20 protein-coding genes, 3 pseudogenes and 1 CRISPR repeat array are annotated in these 21,508 nt (G+C 36.2%); of the genes and pseudogenes, 17 read left to right on the top strand and 6 right to left on the bottom strand.

Going from position 1 to position 21,508, the window contains the following annotated elements; genetic code table 11:
• Positions 1-217 precede the first annotated feature (217 nt).
• Both ACE38V_RS08260 and ACE38V_RS08265 read right to left on the bottom strand, forming a co-directional pair.
• Positions 218-350, bottom strand: a pseudogene (locus ACE38V_RS08260) (transposase); the annotation flags it as partial.
• An 82-nt stretch (positions 351-432) separates the two neighbouring features.
• Positions 433-843 (bottom strand): MerR family transcriptional regulator, encoded by a 411-nt coding sequence (locus ACE38V_RS08265; protein ID WP_375840738.1) that lies wholly within the window; start codon positions 841-843, stop codon positions 433-435.
• Positions 844-1,204: 361 nt separating this feature from the next.
• Here ACE38V_RS08265 and ACE38V_RS08270 point away from each other — a divergent pair, with 361 nt between their 5' ends.
• Complete coding sequence (locus ACE38V_RS08270; RefSeq protein WP_375840739.1) at positions 1,205-2,245, top strand: NAD(P)-dependent alcohol dehydrogenase; 1,041 nt, start codon at positions 1,205-1,207, stop codon at positions 2,243-2,245.
• Between the two features lie 433 nt (positions 2,246-2,678).
• Here the strand turns inward: ACE38V_RS08270 and ACE38V_RS08275 are convergent, their stop codons facing one another.
• The gene (locus ACE38V_RS08275; protein ID WP_375840740.1) at positions 2,679-3,242 is read right to left on the bottom strand and encodes a hypothetical protein; all 564 of its coding nucleotides are present in this window, start codon (positions 3,240-3,242) and stop codon (positions 2,679-2,681) included.
• A gap of 263 nt (positions 3,243-3,505) precedes the next feature.
• Here ACE38V_RS08275 and ACE38V_RS08280 point away from each other — a divergent pair.
• Positions 3,506-4,404: pseudogene (locus ACE38V_RS08280) on the top strand (DNA replication protein DnaD).
• A gap of 39 nt (positions 4,405-4,443) precedes the next feature.
• Here the strand turns inward: ACE38V_RS08280 and ACE38V_RS08285 are convergent.
• Both ACE38V_RS08285 and ACE38V_RS08290 read right to left on the bottom strand, forming a co-directional pair.
• Complete coding sequence (locus ACE38V_RS08285) at positions 4,444-6,390, bottom strand: oxidoreductase (RefSeq protein ID WP_375840742.1); 1,947 nt, start codon at positions 6,388-6,390, stop codon at positions 4,444-4,446.
• A 427-nt stretch (positions 6,391-6,817) separates the two neighbouring features.
• A complete protein-coding gene (locus tag ACE38V_RS08290) occupies positions 6,818-7,075 on the bottom strand; it encodes a hypothetical protein (RefSeq protein ID WP_375840743.1) in 258 nt (85 codons plus the stop codon).
• A 776-nt stretch (positions 7,076-7,851) separates the two neighbouring features.
• On the opposite strand from ACE38V_RS08290, the gene ACE38V_RS08295 reads away from it, so the two are divergent.
• From ACE38V_RS08295 to ACE38V_RS08340, 10 genes are all read left to right on the top strand, one after another.
• Entirely contained in the window at positions 7,852-8,868 is a 1,017-nt protein-coding gene (locus ACE38V_RS08295) for a LacI family DNA-binding transcriptional regulator (protein ID WP_375840744.1), read from the top strand.
• Between the two features lie 259 nt (positions 8,869-9,127).
• The gene (fucP, locus tag ACE38V_RS08300) at positions 9,128-10,468 is read left to right on the top strand and encodes an L-fucose:H+ symporter permease (protein ID WP_375840745.1); all 1,341 of its coding nucleotides are present in this window, start codon (positions 9,128-9,130) and stop codon (positions 10,466-10,468) included.
• A gap of 84 nt (positions 10,469-10,552) precedes the next feature.
• On the top strand, positions 10,553-11,560 hold the full coding sequence (locus ACE38V_RS08305) for an aldose 1-epimerase family protein (protein ID WP_375840746.1): 1,008 nt from the start codon (positions 10,553-10,555) through the stop codon (positions 11,558-11,560).
• 13 nt (positions 11,561-11,573) lie between these two features.
• Entirely contained in the window at positions 11,574-12,515 is a 942-nt protein-coding gene (gene rbsK, locus ACE38V_RS08310) for a ribokinase (protein ID WP_375840747.1), read from the top strand.
• A 103-nt stretch (positions 12,516-12,618) separates the two neighbouring features.
• On the top strand, positions 12,619-12,819 hold the full coding sequence (locus ACE38V_RS08315; RefSeq protein WP_375840765.1) for a DUF5694 domain-containing protein: 201 nt from the start codon (positions 12,619-12,621) through the stop codon (positions 12,817-12,819).
• A gap of 390 nt (positions 12,820-13,209) precedes the next feature.
• Complete coding sequence (locus ACE38V_RS08320; RefSeq protein WP_375840766.1) at positions 13,210-13,266, top strand: DUF4083 family protein; 57 nt, start codon at positions 13,210-13,212, stop codon at positions 13,264-13,266.
• Between the two features lie 175 nt (positions 13,267-13,441).
• Positions 13,442-13,846 (top strand): hypothetical protein, encoded by a 405-nt coding sequence (locus ACE38V_RS08325; RefSeq protein WP_375840748.1) that lies wholly within the window; start codon positions 13,442-13,444, stop codon positions 13,844-13,846.
• Between the two features lie 703 nt (positions 13,847-14,549).
• Positions 14,550-15,521 (top strand): DnaD domain protein, encoded by a 972-nt coding sequence (locus tag ACE38V_RS08330; protein WP_375840749.1) that lies wholly within the window; start codon positions 14,550-14,552, stop codon positions 15,519-15,521.
• The gene (locus tag ACE38V_RS08335) at positions 15,518-16,780 is read left to right on the top strand and encodes a DnaB-like helicase C-terminal domain-containing protein (protein WP_375840750.1); all 1,263 of its coding nucleotides are present in this window, start codon (positions 15,518-15,520) and stop codon (positions 16,778-16,780) included. Before ACE38V_RS08330 ends, ACE38V_RS08335 begins: the two co-directional genes overlap by 4 nt.
• A 65-nt stretch (positions 16,781-16,845) precedes the next feature.
• A complete protein-coding gene (locus tag ACE38V_RS08340) occupies positions 16,846-17,271 on the top strand; it encodes a hypothetical protein (protein WP_375840751.1) in 426 nt (141 codons plus the stop codon).
• Between the two features lie 375 nt (positions 17,272-17,646).
• Here ACE38V_RS08340 and ACE38V_RS08345 read toward each other — a convergent pair.
• Positions 17,647-17,820, bottom strand: a pseudogene (locus ACE38V_RS08345) (TetR/AcrR family transcriptional regulator); the annotation flags it as partial.
• Positions 17,821-17,843: 23 nt separating this feature from the next.
• Between ACE38V_RS08345 and ACE38V_RS08350 the strand changes: the two are divergent.
• From ACE38V_RS08350 to ACE38V_RS08370, 5 genes are all read left to right on the top strand, one after another.
• Entirely contained in the window at positions 17,844-18,041 is a 198-nt protein-coding gene (locus tag ACE38V_RS08350) for a hypothetical protein (protein ID WP_375840752.1), read from the top strand.
• A gap of 301 nt (positions 18,042-18,342) precedes the next feature.
• Positions 18,343-19,128, top strand: a complete 786-nt coding sequence (locus ACE38V_RS08355) for a hypothetical protein (RefSeq protein WP_375840753.1) — start codon at positions 18,343-18,345, stop codon at positions 19,126-19,128.
• A gap of 208 nt (positions 19,129-19,336) precedes the next feature.
• Positions 19,337-19,570 carry a hypothetical protein gene (locus ACE38V_RS08360; protein WP_375840754.1) on the top strand — a complete coding sequence of 78 codons (234 nt, stop codon included), beginning with the start codon at positions 19,337-19,339 and terminating at the stop codon, positions 19,568-19,570.
• Positions 19,571-20,160: 590 nt separating this feature from the next.
• Entirely contained in the window at positions 20,161-20,442 is a 282-nt protein-coding gene (locus ACE38V_RS08365) for a DUF4011 domain-containing protein (protein ID WP_375840755.1), read from the top strand.
• A gap of 7 nt (positions 20,443-20,449) precedes the next feature.
• Positions 20,450-20,584, top strand: a complete 135-nt coding sequence (locus ACE38V_RS08370) for a hypothetical protein (RefSeq protein ID WP_375840768.1) — start codon at positions 20,450-20,452, stop codon at positions 20,582-20,584.
• A 274-nt stretch (positions 20,585-20,858) separates the two neighbouring features.
• Positions 20,859-21,350: direct repeats of the CRISPR family, unit length 32 nt; unit sequence GTCGCACTCTTTATGAGTGCGTGGATTGAAAT.
• The last annotated feature ends 158 nt before the right edge of the window (positions 21,351-21,508 follow it).

Genomic DNA, 21,508 nt, shown 5'->3' on the forward strand with positions numbered 1-21,508 from the left:
CGCAGCCTCAGGATTAAACTTATGTTCGTTTTGGATTTTAGTCTAATCTCAGTATAAAGAACGCTAACCGAAATGATTAACGTTCTATACATGATGGAAGGGAACACGCAGGTGGCGGATATCTGGTGACCACATTAATAGATTCAAAAAAACGATCTCTGATTATGTGAAAGCCCAGACGCTCCTAAAGTAAGACTGAACGAATCGATTACGAAGGGGTCTTCGCTGATTTCCTCTTTCTTGCACTTTTGTTATGTCCAGGGACCTCCAGCCCAAGAACACATATGAGCTGCACTAGGAAATTGTTTCTGAACAGCTGTACCGATTTCAGATAAGATTTGTTCTGCCATTTTTGTAGATATTGTAACGGAGAGAGGTGTGTGTTTCTCGTTTTAATGGATAACTCATGATTAAGTGTTGCTATGATGACATTCAAATAGTAATCTCTATTTTATTGTTTTTATGAATATCTTCCGTTCCAGCATCCAAAGCAGTCTTGTAATATGAACATTTATGCTCGATGAGTTTCATTGTTTTTTTGAGTTCTTCCATCTGTGCTTCCACACTAGCTTTTCTTTCCATAAACATGTCATATCTTTGCTGCAGCGTGGAATCCCCTTCAGAACACCAATCAATGAAATTCTTAATTTCTTTAATTGGCATCCCAGTGGCTTTCAGACATTCAATTATTTTTAAAGCGTCGATATCAGATTTTTTAAACAAGCGTGTTCCGCTTGCTGTCCTTTCAACAAAAGGCATAAGTCCCTCTTTGTCATAGTAACGTAATGTATATACAGTAAGATTCAATTCTTTAGCAACTTCGCTAATCGAATAGGACTTCAATATTTATCTTCCTTTCTTTACAATCTAGACTTCGAGTTAACTCTATTTTTATGAGGGGATTCTATCACGATACTTCCTGAATGTCAAAATTCTCTCCTAAAGGAAGTAATATCACCCCGGCTTAATAGATATAACCTTAATTTTAAAAAATGCAGTTAGCTATTTGGCCAGATTGATAGATGATAGAAACGTGTATAGCTAGAGGAATCTTCCCAGAAATTTTTACTTGACCTAGAGTTAACTCTAGAGGATAAAATGGGTTTGCAGGAGAAAAGAGAAGGGATCAAAATGAAAACTGATTTATTCATTTACCCTAGAATACAATCTCTTGAAGAGTATAAATTATAGGAGGATACAATTAATGATAATTGCGAAAGCACGAGCTGTCGACGGTCCAGACAAACCTTTTCATGAAGCTGAAATTAAACGACGCGATCTTGATTTGCATGATGTCCTAATTGAAATTAAATATGCAGGCATATGCCATTCAGACATCCATACTGCCCATGGAGAATGGGGCGAAGTAAACTATCCACTCGTCCCTGGACACGAAATTGCGGGAATTGTCACTGAAGTTGGAGCAGAGGTCACAAAGTTTAAGATTGGTGATCGTGTAGGGGTCGGATGTATGGTTGATTCCTGCGGCGAATGTGAGAACTGCCGTAAAGGAGAAGAACAATACTGCCTTAAAGGGAATGTCCCTACCTATGCCGGTGTTGATAAATACGGCGAACCTACTCAAGGCGGATATTCTACCCACATTGTCGTTACCGAGGGCTTTGTTGTCAGAATTCCTGATAGCATTGAGCTTGATGCTGCAGCACCATTACTTTGTGCAGGTATTACGACATTTTCGCCACTAAATCATTGGGGAGCAGGTCCTGGTAAGAAAGTGGCGATTGTAGGTATGGGTGGTCTTGGTCATATGGCTGTGCAAATTGCACATGCCATGGGTGCAGAAGTTACTGTTCTATCTCAAACATTGAAGAAAAAGGACGATGGTCTGAAATTAGGAGCAGACCATTACTATGCCACAAGTGAGCCAGAAACATTCGAGAAACTTGCCGGAACCTTTGACTTAATGATAAACACGGTTAGTGCAAAGATTAACCTGAATCAATATTTAGGACTACTCACTCTTGATGGGACGCTGGTAAATGTCGGTGCTCCTGCAGAACCGCTGTCATTAAATGTGATAAATTTAATTGGTCATCGCCGTTCATTTGCAGGATCCATGATAGGAGGTATCCGTGAGACCCAGGAAATGCTGGATTTCTGTGCGAAACATAACATTGTTCCTAAAATAGAAGTGATTTCCGCTGATCAAATTGACGAAGCATACAAACGAGTATTAGCTTCTGATGTGAAGTATCGATTCGTGATTGACATCAGCACCATGTAAGTGGTGTAAATGAAATTACAAGGGTATCCTAAAAGTCTAGCTTTTGGGATATCCTTTGTTTATTAGATTTTTAGGGGAAAAGTTGCTCTAGCCCAAAATTAGCAGCTGATAAATGGAGGATAGGGGAGCGGTCTTTCTTGGAAAAACTCTTTTTATTATTGACCTTGTTCAACTACCGACAATCAAGCAGGTTAGTATAAACTTGGCGTTGTTTTGATCAAATAAAGAAGCGTATTCATCTTATAAGATTGAATAGCTTCTCCTCCTCTCTTGGGTGAATATTAACATTGAGCTTTTTTAGGTATTCACACGAGGTATATCACATAATTAAGCAACTGTTTGTTTTCGGATAGAAAATGAATTTTTTCAATACTTAATTCTTCCCCAAAGGGTTCTAATCATATTTGCCCTCAAAAATTTATTAAAGTTGAGGTTAAGGATACCATGAAAGTTTGATATCACTGTCTAATGGTTGGGTTTTAATTTCAGCACGCAAGGTATTGAACCAGTTGCTTGAAATTTCTTCCTTTACTAGATGGGCATTGCCATCGTCTTCCCATATTACATGGGAAAACCAAGCTCCAGTTGCCCGTTCAAATTGTAGCTCAGCAAATGCAATCTTAGGGTGCTCAACTTCTGCAAAGTTCCCATTTACTGCAGAAGCGACAGTAGATGCTTGCGGTAATAATTCATTTTCAATCTTCTCTTTTATCATCGAATCTTCAAGTTGTCTCCACATAATTAAATGGCCATCAATTTGATAAAAAATATCAAAAGAAGGTTGTTCTCTCATATCTACTAAGATAAAGGCACGATCTACTGAGTTGTTCGCCGCTTTAACTGCATTTACGATTATATTCTGGGCAATTTCCACCCAGAAATTCGTGGCTTCTTCTTCTGGGGACTCTACATAAAACTCAGAATCAAGTTCAGAAACAGCAGCTTCTCCTTTATTAACATCTTCTATTTTGTTAAAAAAACGTTTAAAGAACCCCATTCAATGCACATCCTCCAATTCTATTCATCATTTTATCGAGAAGTTCATTCACAATTCACCTCAATATAGATTATTATTCTACAAACTTTACTAAAACCCTTGGTAGGCTATATTTTTTGTTAGTGGAATTATTACGTAATCATTACCAAAATGGACAATCCAAAATAAAGGAGGTTTTTTCAATAACCCCGATCCTTTTTCTAAATTTAACCACATATCTTCTATGATAGAAATTTCCATGGAAGAAAGGGCAGTGGTTGATGATGGCAAAATATCGAATGGTGCGCACTGAATTTTGGAAGAATCCGATTGTTTCGGAAGAGATGACCCCCGAGGACAAGTATTTTATCTTTATCTGCTGACAAATCCCCAGACTACTCAAATTGGCATCTATCGAATTACGAAAAAACAAATGGCTTTTGATTTGGGTTATTCGATTGAGAGTGTGGCTTCGTTAATGGAACGATTCACCTGGCAACACAAATTGATTCGTTACAATCTGCAAACAAGAGAACTCGCCATTAAAAACTGGGGGAAAGACAATCTGCATAAAGGCGGAAAACCGGTGATGGATTGTATTTTATCTGAATTAAAAGAAGTGGAGGATCATTCTCTTATCCAATATGTATCGGAATCTATTGATAAAAGTGATATTTGCAGCCTATATGAATCTTTCTGTAAGCAAAATGAGATGCAAGGCAAGAAAGATAAAGACCGAGATGAAAGTGATACGGATCTCACTGAATCTGATAAAGTTGACGATTCGTTATCGCATCGTTATCCGATAGGTAGGCAAAAAGAAAAACAAAAAGAAAATGAAAATGAAAAACAACAAAAGACCTTTTATCCGGATATAGAGAATCTCTTACATAAGAATCAATCCCAAGAAGACGAGAAAGAAATTATTGAATTTTGGGATACGAATGGATTTGGTTTGACGAACATTTATGCAAAACAACAGCTGTTAGCTTGGCTGGAGGATTCTCGCCTTTTACAGCCAAAAGCGGTTATTTTAAAAGCGATGAATATTGCCTGTGCGAATAACAAGCGAAGGCTGAACATATTGTCCAACCCTAATTCAGGCCTCGAACGACGATTGGGATCGGCCCCCACTCAACGCCTATTTCATACAGGCATAAATTATAAAGGCACACCTACTTAAAAAGGTGTGCCCAAAAAGTTTATTGCGTCCGAAATGGGATTAGATATTTACCAATACCTTCTTACTGCTGACATTAAGACCTGCTAAATAGCCCTCATCAATTGCTTCAACCGCTTGTCTAATCCTGACGGCATCGCCAATGGTTTTAACAGGAAAGGACTCTTTCTCCAGTTGTGCAGCCAATTCATTGATCGGCTGAGCTCCGACTGCCAGAACAACAGTGTCGGCTGGGATTATGAATTCCTCATTATCTTTTGTTACAACGACTCCATTTGGCAATATCCGCTTAACTGTCGTATTCACAAACAAGGTAACTTTTTTATCTTCAAGATCTTTCAGCAGATAGATCTTCGGCAATGGCTCGCAATCTCTTGCAATTCCAGAAAGAGCTTCGACAATAGTGACTTGTCTTCCATAGGTTCCCAGGTGGCTGGCTGTTTCGGCGCCAACCTGCCCGCCGCCAATGACTAAGACACGGTCATCCACATCCACTTTGCCTTCCAAAACATCAAAGGCATTTACCACATTCGGATTGTTAACTCCTGGAATGTTGGGGATCAACGGTTTTCCTCCAGTCGCCACAATAACGGCATCGGGATGTTGTTCTTTTACTAAATCCACAGTAACCTCAGTTTTTAAATGCACATTGACATTCCACTTTTGTAACTGGTTGATTTGCCAATTGATAAACTTGGAGATTTCTCCTTTGGAAGGAGGGATGCTTCCAATATAAAATTGTCCACCTAAGCGGCTGTCTTTTTCAAAAAGATGAACCTCATGGCCTGCTTGTGCCGCAACAATGGCAGCTTCCATGCCTGCAGGTCCGCCACCGGCAATGACGACTTTTTTCTTCACGTCAGCCGGTTTTACCTCCAATTCACGTTCTCTGCCAAGAGCCGGATTGACAAGGCATTGGAGTGACACATCTTCAAACAGTCGTTTTAAACAACCCTGGGTACAGCCAATGCACGTGACAATTTCATCATATTTGCCTTCGGCTGTTTTATTCGGCAATTCCGGGTCTGCAAGACTAGCTCTGCCCATTGCCGTAAAATCGGCAATACCCGCAACGAGAATCGACTCAGCAATGAGCGGGTCGTTTATTCGCGATACCGTAATGACCGGAATCGATACCACTTTTTTAATTTCAGCTGCCAAGCTTGTCAAGTTTCCGTGCTCAACTGCAGCCGGTGGAATAAATCTGTCAGTGCTGGCGTAGTTGCCTCCGGATACATGGATGACATCTACTCCGGCTTGTTCCAAACGTGCTGCGATGGCTCTTGCGTCAACAATTGTGTTTCCTCCTGGAACAAATTCATCAGCAGAAATCCGGATGCCAACTGGAAAATCCGGTCCGACTTTTTTTCGGACATTTTCAATAATTTCCAGCGGAAAGCGAAGCCTATTAGCTAAACAGCCGCCATACCGATCGGTTCTTTTATTGGAAAAAGACGAAATGAATTCGGCTACTAAATATCCATGGGATCCATGAATTTCTACTCCATCATAGCCGGCTTTTTTTGCCCTTAAGGCGGCATCACCATATTTTTCTACAATATCTTTAATTTCATCGATTGTTAACTCATGAGGAATTTCTTTTTTCATCGGACATGGAATCGGTGAAGGAGCGACCGGCTGCATCCCGATTACCTTTTTGCTCGTTTGTCTTCCTGCATGAAAAATTTGTGCAAAAATTTTACTGTTATATTTATGAATTCTTTCGGTGAGTCTTTGGTGGCTTTCGATTTGCTGATCGTTCCAAAGTCCGGCCTCCTGTTGAAAACCTCTGCCTCTTGGGTCAACAGCAGTGGCTTCGGTAATGATGAGACCCCATCCGCCTTTGGCCCGTGCTTCATGGTAGGCAATATACCTTTCAGTAGTGGTTCCATTTGGATTACAGAAATTGGTGATCATCGGTGGGACAACGAACCTGTTAGAGATTTCTAGATTTCCAATTTTAATTGTGGTAAATAAGCAACTGTTCATGTTCTTACCTCCAAATTAAATATTGTGATATGTTTCACAAATAAAATTATATAAAAATATTTTATAAAAGTATATGAATATTTAAATTATTCACCAAGTCTTCACTGAAGGTACCAGTCACGTCCCAAGGTTATAAAATAGAAGACCCAATTTAACTCGAAAAATCGGGATCTTAAGGAAGCAACTACCACACTTTTTGCATCAAATTGAATGAATGGATTTAATTAAGAATAATTAGCATTTTTACCCTGTTTTAAGTGGACATGGAGCTGACGCTAAAATGGAAGAGTTAGGAATAGATGAAAATGTGCTTTTCGGGGTTCTACCAACTAAAAGCTCAAAACATACGCTAAGGGATTGTACAGAAAATGAAGAGTTACTTAACACCTTTTCGTCAAAGGGTTTGTACGGGTTATTCCTAAATGTCTTAGCGTATATAAAGACTCATAAATCCTTGTCGAATGTTGCTTAGAGTATGTCTTGCGCTAAATGTTGGTGATACCCCTTCTTGTAGAGTCAAACTTTTCTGTAATCCATTCTCTCCTCCTCGTTCAGGAAAATTAACTAGTAGAAAGGGACTTTTCATTTCTGGTACAACTGGTTCCCAAATACGGCTTTCTAAGCCTGCACCTTGAATAAATACCAAACCAATTTGTTCATTTTCCCGCTCTTTAATTTCTCTCATCTTTCTTCCTCCACTTCTTTTCAATCAGGAAAAAGAATTACTATTACCTATGAAAGCAAGTATAAGTATGTATCTTTTAATTTTTGATTATTAAGATAAAATCCTTCTTTAGATAACTGTCCGTTAATTGAATTACTTATAATTGCGATTCACTTTCATTCCTTCTCTTATTCAAGATAAGGGCCATTTTCTTGAGTAACACATTTAAAGAAAATCGTTATGGAGCGAAGAAATTGTGAAGATTTTCACTTAAACTAAAGGGCAAGATAGTTTAATAACAAAAAATCCCAGAACTAATGTATAATCAATTATAAATATTTTAAAAGGTGGAGGGATTTTTAGTAGCTTATCATATTAGAGTAAAGGCGTGTACACTCATTTTAGAAAACGATTCGACTCTTTTAGTTGAATTTAACAATGAAAATGGGCTGAATTATAACTTGCCAGCAGGTGAGTTGAACTTAATGAATCTGCTATTGAAGCAGTTCAAAGAGATGCAAAAGAGGAAGCATCAATTGATGTAGAAGTCGGTCCTTTAGCCTTTGTTTATGAGTATGTGCCACACTTACAAATAAATATGGAGAAACACACTCTTTACAGTTAATGTTTGAATGTAAGATAAAAGATGGATTTATTCCAAAGCTACCAAATAACTCCGACCCAAATCAAACTGATGTTAAATGGATAAAACTATAATTCTTGCTATGTACTAGAAAAAATGCTAGTTTGGGTTCAGAAACAAAATCTAAACGTTATCATTTAGGAGCTATGTAAAAATGGATTCAAAACCAAATATCCAGGATGTAGCGAGACTAGCTAATGTTTCAATAGCAACGGTCTCGAGAGTAATAAACAACCAGGGTGGCGTCAGAAAGCAAACGGAGGAGAAAATTCTAAAGGCTATTAAGGAACTAGGCTACATTCGCAATGCAGCAGCGAGAACAATGAAACGAAGAGAAACCAAAACTATAGGGGTCATCGTGCCCGACATTAAAAACCCATTCTTTCCACTTGTGATGGCAGGGATTGAGGAGAAAGCCAGAGAGAAGGATTATTTCACCATTCTGAGCAGCACGAATGAGTCACCGATTGTTGAGGAGAAAATTATTAAAAATTTCATTGAACGAGGTGTGGATGGAGTCATCATCACGACAGCCAATGAAAATGGAGAGCATCTGAAACTACTAAAGGAACAGAATATACCAATGGTAGCAGTAGATAGGAGCATCAGAAGCTTTGAAGTAGATACTGTCCTTGTTGATAACGTAAAAGGAGCCTATCAGGCTGTTCAGCACTTGATTCTTCAAGGGCATAGTAAAATAGCTATTATCTGTGGTCCACAAAATACAACACCGGGATTTGAGCGGTTTATTGGTTACAAAAAGGCACTTGAGGACTATAACATTCCTCTGGATGAAAGCTTGGTGGTTCAGGGTGACTTTGGGGAGCAAAGTGGTTATCTAGCAACAAAGCGGCTAAGAGATTTACATCAGCGTCCAACTGCCATTTTTTCTTCGAATAACTTGATGACAATTGGCTGTATGAAGTCATTGGATGATTTGAACTGGAAGCTTGGTGAGGAGGTGTCGTTTATTGGTTTTGATGATGTGGATATAGCTACATTCTTGAATCCTAAGCTGACAGTTGTGGCAAGACCGATGAATAGGGTTGGCGAAATTGCCTTTATGTTCTTGTATGAACGGATTCAATTTAAGGGGAATCTCCCGAAAAGACAATATTCACTTCCTCCAGAACTAATTATTAGACAGTCCTGTCGTCTTTGGAAGAAATAAATGGAGAGATCCGTCTGTGTTTTGGACGGACTCTATATTCAAGAAAGAAGAGTTTGATATTTTTTGAAAACGCATCCAAAAAATCTTGCTACATTAAGAAAAAGGTGTTAATCTAAATTTACAAATAAAATCTAAACGTTTACATTATATTTATTATTGATAAAACACACAGGGCTTGTTAAAATCATTTTTTTTACAGCAAAATCTAAACGTTTACATTTTGAAAATTAATGAAATTTAATTAAAAGGAGAAATGAAAATGACAAGTAAAAACCTGATTCAGTTGCCAGACGGATACCTTAATCGCACTCCTATTTTTCAGTACATAATGCTTTCGATGCTGTTCCCAATGTGGGCAGTTGCGGCTAGTTTAAATGACATTTTAATTACCCAATTTAAGAGTATTTTTGAATTAAGTAATTTTGCGAGTGCCTTCGTACAGAGTGCTTTTTATGGTGGTTATTTCTTAGTAGCTATCCCTGCATCTATGGTAATTAAAAAAACAAATTATAAAATTGGAATCGTGACAGGACTAATATTCTATATTATTGGTTGTTCTTTATTCTTCCCAGCCTCACATATGGCAACTTACACCATGTTTTTATTCGCACTTTTTGCCATTGCAATTGGTTTAGGGTTCTTGGAAACTTCAGCTAATACGTATAGTTCAATGATTGGCCCTAAAAAGTATTCATCACTTCGTTTAAATATCAGTCAAACCTTCTATCCAGTTGGATCTATCGCAGGAGTTTTAATGGGGAAATATTTGGTTTTCCAAGAAGGAAAAAGCCTTCAAGCTCAGATGGCTAAAATGACACCTGAAGAAGCTCGTGCATTCGGAGAACAAATGCTGCAACACACTCTGGAACCATATAAATATATAATTTTTGTACTTATTGGTATGTTAATTCTTTTCCTTGTAATTAAATTTCCAGCTTGTAAAACAGTAACACATAAGTCTTCAACTAGTAAAAAACCAAGTATTCTTGAAACCTTAAAGTACTTGTCTAAAATTAAAAACTTCCGTAAAGGGATCCTTGCCGAATTTTTATATGTAGGAATTCAAACTGCTATTTGGTCTTATACTATCCGATTAGCATTGGAACTAAACCCACAGATAAACGAAAGATTTGCATCTAATTTTATGGTATTTAGCTTTATTGCATTCTTTGTTGGGAAGTTTGTTGCGAATCTGCTTATTGCCCGTTTCTCTATATCTAAAGTTTTGACAGCGTATTCATTGATTGGTTCATTGCTATTGGTTTACGTTGCCTTTGTACCAAACATGACATCTGTATATGCTGCAATCCTTGTAAGTTTATTCTTTGGTCCATGCTGGGCATCCATTTATGCAAAAACGCTTGAATTCGTGGAAGACAAACGGCATACAGAAACAGCTGGAGCTATCCTGGTTATGTCAATCGTCGGTGGAGCAGTTATTCCAGTAATTCAGGGACTTGTATCAGACTTAACAGGTTCAATGCAATTGTCCTTCTTAGTATCGATGGCTTGCTTTGTTTACATTGGAAACTATTTCTATAAAGAAATGAAGAAAGAATCAATGGTAAAACAAGAAGAAAAAACGATAAAAGCAATGTAATATAAATAATTACACAAAACATTCAAATGGGTCACTTATTTACTTCTAAGTTGGAGTGATCCTTTTTGAAAGGAGAGATTCAATATGATCGGAAGAATTGAATTACATCGGGAATTTTTTAAAGAAAATAGCAAAATTATCTTTCAAAATAATGAATTCACAGTTTCTTTATTTCGATATCCATCCGGTATTGAAGCCGTCGAAGTAGTAAATTCACGAGGAAAAATGGTGGTTCTTCCTTACCAAGGTCAAATAATTTGGGATTTAGAATTTGACGATGTCGACCTAAAAATGAAAAATATGTTCTCTCAACCAAAGCATGCGAGAGAAATTGTTGAAACATACGGATGTTTTGCTTTCCATTCAGGCCTATTGAGTAATGGTTGTCCAGCACCGGAAGATAATCATTCTCTACACGGAGAAATGGCATGTGCAGATATGGACCAGGCTTGGCTTGATGTATCAAATAACAGTTTAGCGATTTGCGGTGCAACAGAATATGTAAAGGGATTTGGTTACCATTATTTAGCCAAACCAACTGTAACAATGTTTGCACGCGAAAGTTATATTGAAATTGGTATGAATGTTAAAAATCTTTCAAGTTCTGAAATGCCTTTACAGTATATGTGTCATACTAACTATACTTATTCTCATAATGCCTTAATGAAGCAGAATATTCCAGATAGTGCGTTTGTTCTTCGTGAGTCTATTCCGGATCACGTTAAACCAACAGAAAAATGGCTTAAATTTAATCAAAAAATTAAGAACGAAGCTTTGAAAACTCTTGATCGTCCGGATATGTATGATCCAGAAATCGTTTTTTTTGCTGACAAATTGGATCAATATACTAAAGAAGCCGAGTTTGAAATGGTTTCGCCAGAAGGTGTAACATATTTCACAAATTTTTCTACTGATGAATTTAACTATGCTACTCGCTGGTTATTATATAATGAAGACCAACAGGTTGCGGCGTTTGTATTACCAGGTACATGCCGGCCAGAAGGATTCTTAGCTGCTAAAACCTCAGGTAGTCTAATTACCCTATCAGCAGGTGAAGAAAGATCATTTAAAGTTGTAACTGGTAAAAAATAAGGAGGTAACTATCGTGGATATTGCAGTGATTGGATCAAATATGGTAGATCTCATTACATATATTGATAGAATGCCAAAAGAAGGAGAAACTCTCGAGGCCCCAAGTTTCGAACTTGGTTGCGGAGGCAAGGGTGCAAACCAAGCAGTTGCAGCTGCAAAATTGGGTTCTAAGGTAATGATGGTAACAAAAGTTGGAGACGATCTTTTTGGTAGCAATACCATTCAGAATTTACAAAAATATGGAATTAACACGGAATTTACTAGTAAAGTGCCAGGAATCCCAAGTGGTGTAGCACCAATCTTTGTAGATCCAGAATCTAAAAATCGCATTCTGATTGTTAAGGGGGCCAATCAGAATCTTTTACCAATGGATATCAATAATGCAACTGCTCGGCTCAAAGAATGTTCATTGATTGTTTTACAACTAGAAATTCCATTACCAACAATTTATCGTGCTATTGACTTTGGTAATGAACATAATATTCCTATTATTTTAAATCCAGCTCCGGCATCCCGTGAATTAGATTTTGATTACATTTGCAAATGTGATTTCTTTATGCCAAATGAAACCGAATTAGAAATTTTAACGGGAATGCCAGTAGATACGGAAGAGCATATTCGCGATGCAGCTGCATTCCTCATTGGAAAAGGTGTAAAAAATGTGATCGTAACTATGGGTAACCGCGGTGTCCTATGGGCGACAAAGGATAATGTTCATCGTGTAGAAGCACATAGCGTTGACGCTATTGACACTACAGGAGCTGGTGATGCATTCATCGGCTGCTTCTCTCACTATTATGTAAAAGATAAAGACATACTAAGTGCAATCAAGATGGCCACAGGATTTGCTGGATTGAGCGTGACAAAACGGGGAACACAGATTTCTTATCCGAGTAAAGATGAATTGATCCAGTTTGTTAAAGAAAAAGAGTCATCCCTTTTTAAGGGGTGTTAATTATAAGAATGATATATATTGAAGTAGCTAGGAAAGTCTTTTTGAGTCTATCCTAGCTATTTTTTTTAAGCAGAAGTTTTGGTACATCATAGGCTGTTCCATCATATATAAGAACATAGTTGAACTAATCGAATCAGATGCTGAAAGAATTTTTGCTTTATACGGTGAAGGACATCTTCATTTACTTAATCATTTTTTAATGAAAGAGGACTTTTTAAAGTTGAGAAGGTTGAAGATTATATATAACTTATCCCTTTTAATGTTCTTTATCAATGGTATTGCAACCTCTCAAATTATTATTTAGAGGCAATTGAATTTCTGTTATCTAGTCCAATTGTTCCAATACTTCCTTAGTTAACAATGATTATTGGTCTTTATTTTTCTTTAAATACAACCATAGGTAAGCTGTTAATAACAAGTTTGTGAATAAATGCACTTAAACTATCGGGAACTTTCCTTGAATTAGGAATTGCACCTTAATCTACTAACGGTCAGTAATCTTTAACAAGATAAATGGATTTTTATGGTAAAATAATGAAATATATAAATTATAATTCATTGAGGTGTAGATTATGAATATTGGTGATTTAATTGACCAATTAATTATGTTTTTTATATTATTAGGGATGACTTTTGCTATTTTTTATGTTTTTCGCACAATAATAAAAAAACAAGAAGTTCTGACTCTGATAAAATTAAACAAAAACTTGATAGAATAATTGAACTCCTTGAAAAGAGGAATAAAGAATAACCATTAATAATTTTTTTGAACAAACGGGGGCAATAATCTTAGAAGGATTAATGCTTATTTTTTTGAAGTTATTGTCCTAACGGAGCAGAATAGTTTAACAAGGAAATGGATTTATATGGTAAAGTGGATACAAAAATGTGTTTAATCAAATTTCTAGAGAAAAGAGGTAGAAAAAGTGGAAGTGGGCGACTATTTTCCTTTGGTACCTTTATTAGTTGTTGTTGCTTTTATACTACATCCCTCAAGAGTATTCCCTAAAATAATTAAATATATTGGTTATGGATACTTCTTTGTACTAACGTTGGTATTCATCATAGTAAGAGAGAGAATTAGTTACCTTTATGAACATCCTCCTATTCCTGAAATTTATTGGGAGAAAAATTCAGATTGGTCTGATATAGGGCTTTTACTGTATTTAGTGCCAACAGCAGTTATATTTCTAATCTTTTGCTTTTCTTGGTTTAAAAGAGAAAAAGACTCTAAAGGAAAAATTCTTATGTTATTTTTCTTTGTAGTTGGATTGGTATTGCTCTTTGTTTATGCTTTTTTCTTTAGTATGACTTTGGGATATAGTCCGTAAAATCATTTTCTTAAAGTAACGGGGACTTTTGATTAATTTCCAAAATGATCAATAAGTTAAAGATATGCAATTTTTTATTCATTTCTTACATATTTTCGGTTTTTTTTACATTAAAAAAACATCCTGCTATAAACTACATTATTTTATTACCAAATACAAGATTAAACCTTTTAAGATTAGAACTCTGAAGGATCTGTAGTTAAGATCCTTCAGGGTTCTAATCATTCAACAACCAAAGGGCTATTATTAAAATGAACTGTTGTAATTGTAAATGTAAAATAAAAAACAAATAAAATAAGTTGGCTTATTTTCCTGAGAAGAAAATCTGTTTTTCATAAATAATTTTTTGTAAGATATTGTATGTCTTAAAATGATTTGAGGGTTTATACCTTAATTTATCAAAGGGTGATTTTCCATACATCTTTTTGCTATTTTTGATGGATTCATCTGTTACCGCCAAGTAGAAATGAACACTTCATTCCGCTAAAAAACACAGTTACCCCGCAATCAAAAAACGAACAAATAAGACCGACTCCCCAACAATGTGACTCAAGCTCGTAAGACCATAACTTTTCTAAAATGGACGATCATAAGCAAAGGAAGTTTTTTTATATTTTCATCAACAACATCCCTCCTTTTTCTATATTTATCTATATATCTTCTATGATAGAAATTTTCATGGAAGAAAGGGCAGTGGTTGATGATGGCAAAATATCGAATGGTGCGCACTGAATTTTGGAAGAATCCGATTGTTTCGGAAGAGATGACCCCCGAGGACAAGTATTTTTATCTTTATCTGCTGACAAATCCCCAGACTACGCAAATTGGCATCTATCGAATTACGAAAAAACAAATGGCTTTTGATTTGGGTTATTCGATTGAGAGTGTGGCTTCGTTAATGGAACGATTCACCCGGCAACACAAGTTGATTCGTTACAATCCGCAAACAAGAGAACTCGCCATTAAAAACTGGGGGAAAGACAATCTGCATAAAGGCGGAAAACCGGTGATGGATTGTATATTATCCGAATTAAAAGAAGTGGAGGATCATTCTCTTATCCAATATGTGTCTGAATCTATTGATAAACGGGATATTAGCAGCCTTTACGAATCGTTTTATCAGCAAAAAGAGATGAATCAAGAAGACCAAGATGAAAGTGATACGGATTTCACTGAATCTGAAAAATTTGACGATCCGTTTTCGCGTCGTAATCCGATAGGGGGGCAAAAAGAAAAACAAAAAGAAAATGAAAAAGAAAAACAACAAAAGACCCTTTATACGGATATAGAGAATCTCTTACATACGAATCAATCCCAAGAAGATGTGAAAGAAATTATCGAATTTTGGGATACGAATGGATTTGGTTTGGCGAACATAAATGCCAAAGAGCAGCTGTTAGCTTGGCTGGAGGATTCTCGCTTTTTACAGCCAAAAGCGGTTATTTTAAAAGCGATGAATATTGCCTGTGCGAATAACAAACGAAGACTAAACTATATTGTTGGGATTCTAAGAAACTGGGAAAACGAATCCTTATTGACGGTAGAAGAAATAGATTCGTTTCATGAGGGCCAAAAATCTCTCACAAAGAAATTGCCAACAACCGAATCGTTTCCTTCTGGAAGAGCAATACCAGGTGAATTTAAGCTCGACCTTACAGCAGGTGAAGAATCATGAGTCACCCTGAAAAAGTGTTCTTAGGAAGCTTAATGAAGGAGCAGTACCTGATCAAGGACACCGTGATTCAACCTGAACACCTGGAAAGCACCCGGCATCAAGAATTAATGAGAAGAATGGTGGAATTCAATCGAGCCGGAAAGAGTATTGATTTGGTTCATTTAACAACATTGCCGAATCTCGAATCCTACGGTGGAATGTCTTACCTTTCGGAGCTGCTGTCATATGCAGAGGTTGAGAAATTTGACCAAACAGAGCAGCTCATTCTTGAACAGTGGAAGGAACGGGAGAAGCGGAACATCTTGACCCTTGCAAGCCTAAATGATTGGGAGATTGAAAGGGTAATTGCTCAATTGGATAAAATCAATCAATTGAAGATGGAGGATCATACATCGATCACACAGGCGCTGGCAAATATCTATGAGGCACCCTGGGAAGATCTATTCACCTTTAAAAATGTGACAAGTGGCATCAAAAAGCTAGACGAAATGACGGGAGGATTTCAGGACGGGGAAGTGACGATAATCGCCGCAAGACCATCGATGGGAAAAACCGATGTGATGCTTCATTTTGCAAAAGTGGCAGGTTGGGCAGGGTTTCTGCCCCTCGTATTCTCGTTAGAAATGCCTGAGAGGCTATTAACAACCCGATTAATTGCTTCGACAGGAGGCTTTAACCGCATCAAAATGCGGGATCCGAAAAGAATGCTGAATCAAAGTCAAAAAAATAAATGGTCGGATGTGCTTAGTGATCTTGATGAAACCCAAATGCAAATTTTTGATGGAGCCGGACAAACGGTTGCGGAAATGAGAGCGAAGACGAGAAAATTGATGCATCAATATCCATACAAGAAACCGATTATTTTTATCGATTACTTAACCTTGATCCATACCAGTGAATTTTATGGAGGAAATACCCATTTACAAGTAACGGAAATCTCGAAATCCCTTAAAACAATGGCGAAGGATTTTCATTGCCCTGTCGTTTGTTTGGCGCAGCTCAATCGATCCGTGGAATCAAGGGCCAATAAACGGCCAATGATGTCTGATATTCGGGAATCTGGCAGTGTGGAACAGGATGCAGATGTCATTTTGTTCCTGTTCCGCGAATCCTATTATGACAAGGAAACGGACAATCATTCCCTTGAAATCATTGTCTCAAAAAATCGTAATGGTCCGGTTGGAACGATTAGAGTGAAATACAACGAACATACTGGGGGGATTGAGGACCAGAAGGAAACGAGTCTTCCTTCCACTTAACATTTTTGATCTTTAAAGACGAAGATCATGGTCGTTAGAAAAATCGAAAGTTGAGGTGTGATCACATGCTAGTGGAAGAACTTTACCTAGATTCTATCCGTTTTGAAGAATCCTCATTGGTCCATTATCTCTACCATCTACTAACCGAACAGAAAATTTCCCTTGATGACTCTATCCAAGCATTAGATTTTGACCAAGCAGACCATCAGAAAGTAGCGGAAATGATTCAAAACAATGTACTCGGGTTTTACAAAATCCGCATCTACTCATTGAAGATGAATCAAAACGATTTTGTCTTTATCTTTGCCAACAGTGAGCAAGAGGCAATCCAATTCTATACCGAAAACTTTCAACAATCCCCATTGAACTGTCACGAATATACACTCGATTTCCAACTTGCTAGAGGTAATGAAGTGATTTCCTTTCGGGACATGAGGAAGGAATTTGAAAGGTTTCCAGCGATAGCGGGGTATTTTGGGAGAATGGGATGATGGTGAATTTGGATGGTATCTTCTTTTATATTTTTAATCCGCTTATTATGTTTCTGCATAAAGGATAGAAAAGATTTCATTCTCCTCCGATATGATTCTCTAGAGAATTCTGGGATAGATTAGGTTCAAAATAATGATTATTTTTAACTATTTTATTTATGATATTGAAACCTGATTATAGATTTAGTTGTGATAACAAAAATCAAAGGAGGACTCCTGATTGGCTGTCTCTATCAAGTAGAGCTGACCAACTTGCTAAGAAATTTAATCCAAAGAAGAAAACATTTTGAAAAAGAACAAGAAATTGTCCTGAAAATAGTCAAAAACCGATTTCAGTTTCAATTCTTTACTTACTTGATTTGATTCGCCTCTCACACAAAACGGGAGCAAATTGCATATATGATCTTCAATACATTTTTCCAAAAGATCGTATTTTTCAGTGTAATGCAAATAAATAGTGCCACGGTTAACATTTGCACGCTCCGCTATCTCGTTAATAGTTATCTGCTCAAATTCTTTTTCGGAAAAAAGCGCATCAATTCCACTAATTTATATAAGAAGGGTGGGTTAATATGCAAGATGTTATTAGAAAGACACAACATAAGGGTGCAAGAAATTTAGCACCGGTACAGGCAAGAGAATATGGAAGGATAGGCAAGAGCACAATCACACCAGCACAGGGAAGGAAGGACAAACGGATAGGGACAGCAATGAACGAAGGAAAGAACGAAAAAAACGAAGAAAAAAAAACATGCAAGGAATATGGATAGATCATTGTGAGGTAAAGAGGTTAAACCAAACATTGGATGTGAAGTATGACACTTTCCTGTACCATAGGGGAGCGCTATGTATATATGTCTGGTCTGGTGTCTGAATCGGATACCCCATGTTTTTTTAAAAAAGTCACCAAATTTTGTATGCTGTTGAGGATTATTATAAAGTATACAGCCTTTTATAAAGAGGGGTTAAGGTTTTTGCAATTTTCCTTTCCCAATTCCTTAAAAAACATTTTACTAAATTTTAAAAAAATTTAAAATAGAATTAATAGGGATAATAGAAAGGAATGTATTTATGAAAAGTGATCGTTTTGATTATATAAAAGAAAACTATATGTCAAGTGATCGATTTGGGGTTATTCCTGAAACAGATATACAAACTGTAGCTTCACAATTAGGAGTAACTGAAACAACACTAAAGAAATACCTAAAGGAACTAAACTGTGTCGTTTACAAAAGGAAACCACCTAAAATTAAAGACCTAGAAACCTATATTCCCATTTTAGAAAGTTTAAAGTTAAAAATTGGTAGACGCATGCCAAAATATGTTCAAAATAAATCAGTACGGACTTTGATAGGACAAACGTTATGGGGGAAAGTAAGAACCATTGTTTTAGATCAAAATAATAAATGTTGTTCTGTTTGCGGCTATTCATCTGATGATCTTACTCAACTTCACGTTCATGAGGAATGGGATTTTGACGAAGATAATACTATTATTAAACTAACAGGTTTATCCTTATTGTGTCATTTATGCCATTCAATGCAACATATAGACTATACCTATTTTAGATCAGCAGAAAAAGATAAGTGGGACGAAGTTAAGCAAAAGTTGGACATTCACTTTATGAAAGTAAATGAATGTAGTCTCGAAATATTGATTGCTAGTAAAAGATTAGCTGCTAAAGAACAAATACAAGATAAAATGCCTAAAGCAAGATCAGTCGAAACATTACATGAGTTCTTTGAGAAACAAAAAAGGTTACAGAGTGCCAAGTGGTCATATTCAGTCTTTAATGAAATGCCACTAAGAGAAGAGGTTATTAAGGTACTTGAAAAGAAAGTATTAGTTGAAAAATAAATCAATATATAATAAGAGAATATTGAATGATTAAGTAAACTCCTTGGTGACTGAAATTGTTGAGGCAGTTAAGATTTGGTTTGATTGTCGGATTGGTTCGGAAATAACTAACAACTATTTACAAATAAAACAAAAAGAGGAGTATAATATGGGTATAAATAGAATTGTTTTTTCAGCTGCTTACATATGAAAGATTTGAGGTTTGTATATGAAAAATAATTTAGATATACCATCAAATTTTCTAAACAAGTTAATTTTTAAGGCTATTGAACCGAGAACTATCAAAGAAGTATTGATGGCATTTGGCATTCCTACTACTATTATTTTTGGAAGTGAATTTACCCAAAATCCTAAGATTTTCTCTTTTAACTTTCTACTCCTTTTAGTGGGAATGGGACTAAATATTTGTGCTTTGAGTTTAAATAAAGGTGGCCGAAGCTAATCTCTAAAATAGAAGTTCAATCACTTTGTAATCAATTAAAAACTGCGATTCTTCAAGAAGAAGGTCGCATTTTTTATGCAAAAAAAAAACTAATAATTGGAAAATACATAAAATTGGATTTCTTTTAAAAGGTATCAAAAAGTCATCATAAAAATTTAACATAGCCAATGATTTAATAGTTTAAGAATATATAGATAGTAGCATAATCAAAGTGCTTATCTGCCATCTAAGCCATGTTGATACAGTTAGTTAGGATGATTTTTTACTAATGCAGGTGAAAGGGATGTCTGGCCCCATTTTTCCATTTTTTGATATAATAAGGATAACATCAGAAATTGTCGTATTTGAAGGATAACGATAATCGGTTCTTTCATATATATTAATGCGTTTGTTTCGCATAAGTTAGGAATGTAAACTTGTTATAAAAAGGAAAGAGGACTGTCGAATGAAAAAACATTATTATATATGAGGGATAAGCTGAATGATATCAGTTGACGGAATCGCTCAATACTACTGCTAAAACTCAATAATAAATGGAGTTTTGAATTAACGGAACTAGATGATCTTTCTTGGGAGGTAGAAAGTATTCAATGTTAGAAAAAATCATCAAGCCGTATAAAAGCAAAATCGTTTTGTTGAAACTGTCCATTTACGATGAGAAATCATTGGTTTTTTCAAGAAAACTGACAGATCAATATAGAAATATGAAAGGGATTGAAGAAAAGACAGGGGTTCACGATTTTTATCTTGGTTTTTCTTTTTTATCAGTATTTTTATCTAATGGAACGTTTTTTCTAGCTCCGTTATTTCATTACCCAGTCAGGTTGGGAAGCATTAATCAATATGTGGGATTTAGATTGTTCAGCGTCTAGAGGAAGAATGTCTTGCAGAGGTTTATATGTATTTGCACATGATAGTCAATATGGAAATGCTCCTTCTCATCTATTGTTTGATAAAATAAATATAAAAATTGAAGCATATAATTATTCTCCACGTTTTCAAAAAGATTATTAGGTAACAATTGATGAAGAAATGCCAGATGGAGTTGTACTATACTCACTTGTTTCTTTTTAATTTAATTGGGTGGTGCGAACCAGAAGTGAACATAAAATACCTGGAAGATACGCACCTACTAAGTAGATTAATAAAAACGCTAACATAACGGAATTTTACAAACGAGTGAGTATATAACATATGAAATTGGATAGTCAAGTTTCAAAAATTAAATACATGTTTCGCACTTTATGGTGCAAAAAGTATTGATATACAAGTCTTTAAAGACAACGCTGTCGCACTCTTTATGAGTGCGTGGATTGAAATCCACTACTACTTGCAATCCAGCTGTTGCTTCTACGTCGCACTCTTTATGAGTGCGTGGATTGAAATTTGTAACTTGACCTTTAAATAATTTAGCAATTGGAGTCGCACTCTTTATGAGTGCGTGGATTGAAATAAATATTTACGAGAGTTGCCAAACCTCTTAGAGGTCGCACTCTTTATGAGTGCGTGGATTGAAATAAATAAAGCCTCTTGATGAGTTTCTTCGTCTTGGTCGCACTCTTTATGAGTGCGTGGATTGAAATTATTATCCTATCAAGCTCAAGCATTTGATACTTGTCGCACTCTTTATGAGTGCGTGGATTGAAATCCAAGAAGGAGAAAGTGATTGGGGAACAAATACTGTCGCACTCTTTATGAGTGCGTGGATTGAAATTGCTCTTAAAGAAGCACTCAATAAAGAAGTCAATGTCGCACTCTTTATGAGTGCGTGGATTGAAATATGTTTGGCAATTCTGATAAAGCTTGGGGAATGATGCTAGACTAAAAAGTAGACACAGATTGTTATAATAAATATATCAACTATAACGAGGTGTGTCTGTATGGCAAAAGGTAATGGCAAACGATACGAAGAAGCATTTAAAATTGAAACGGTAAAGT

The sequence above is a fragment of the Cytobacillus sp. Hz8 genome (assembly GCF_042263505.1).
Lineage (GTDB): Bacteria > Bacillota > Bacilli > Bacillales > Cytobacillaceae > Bacillus_BE.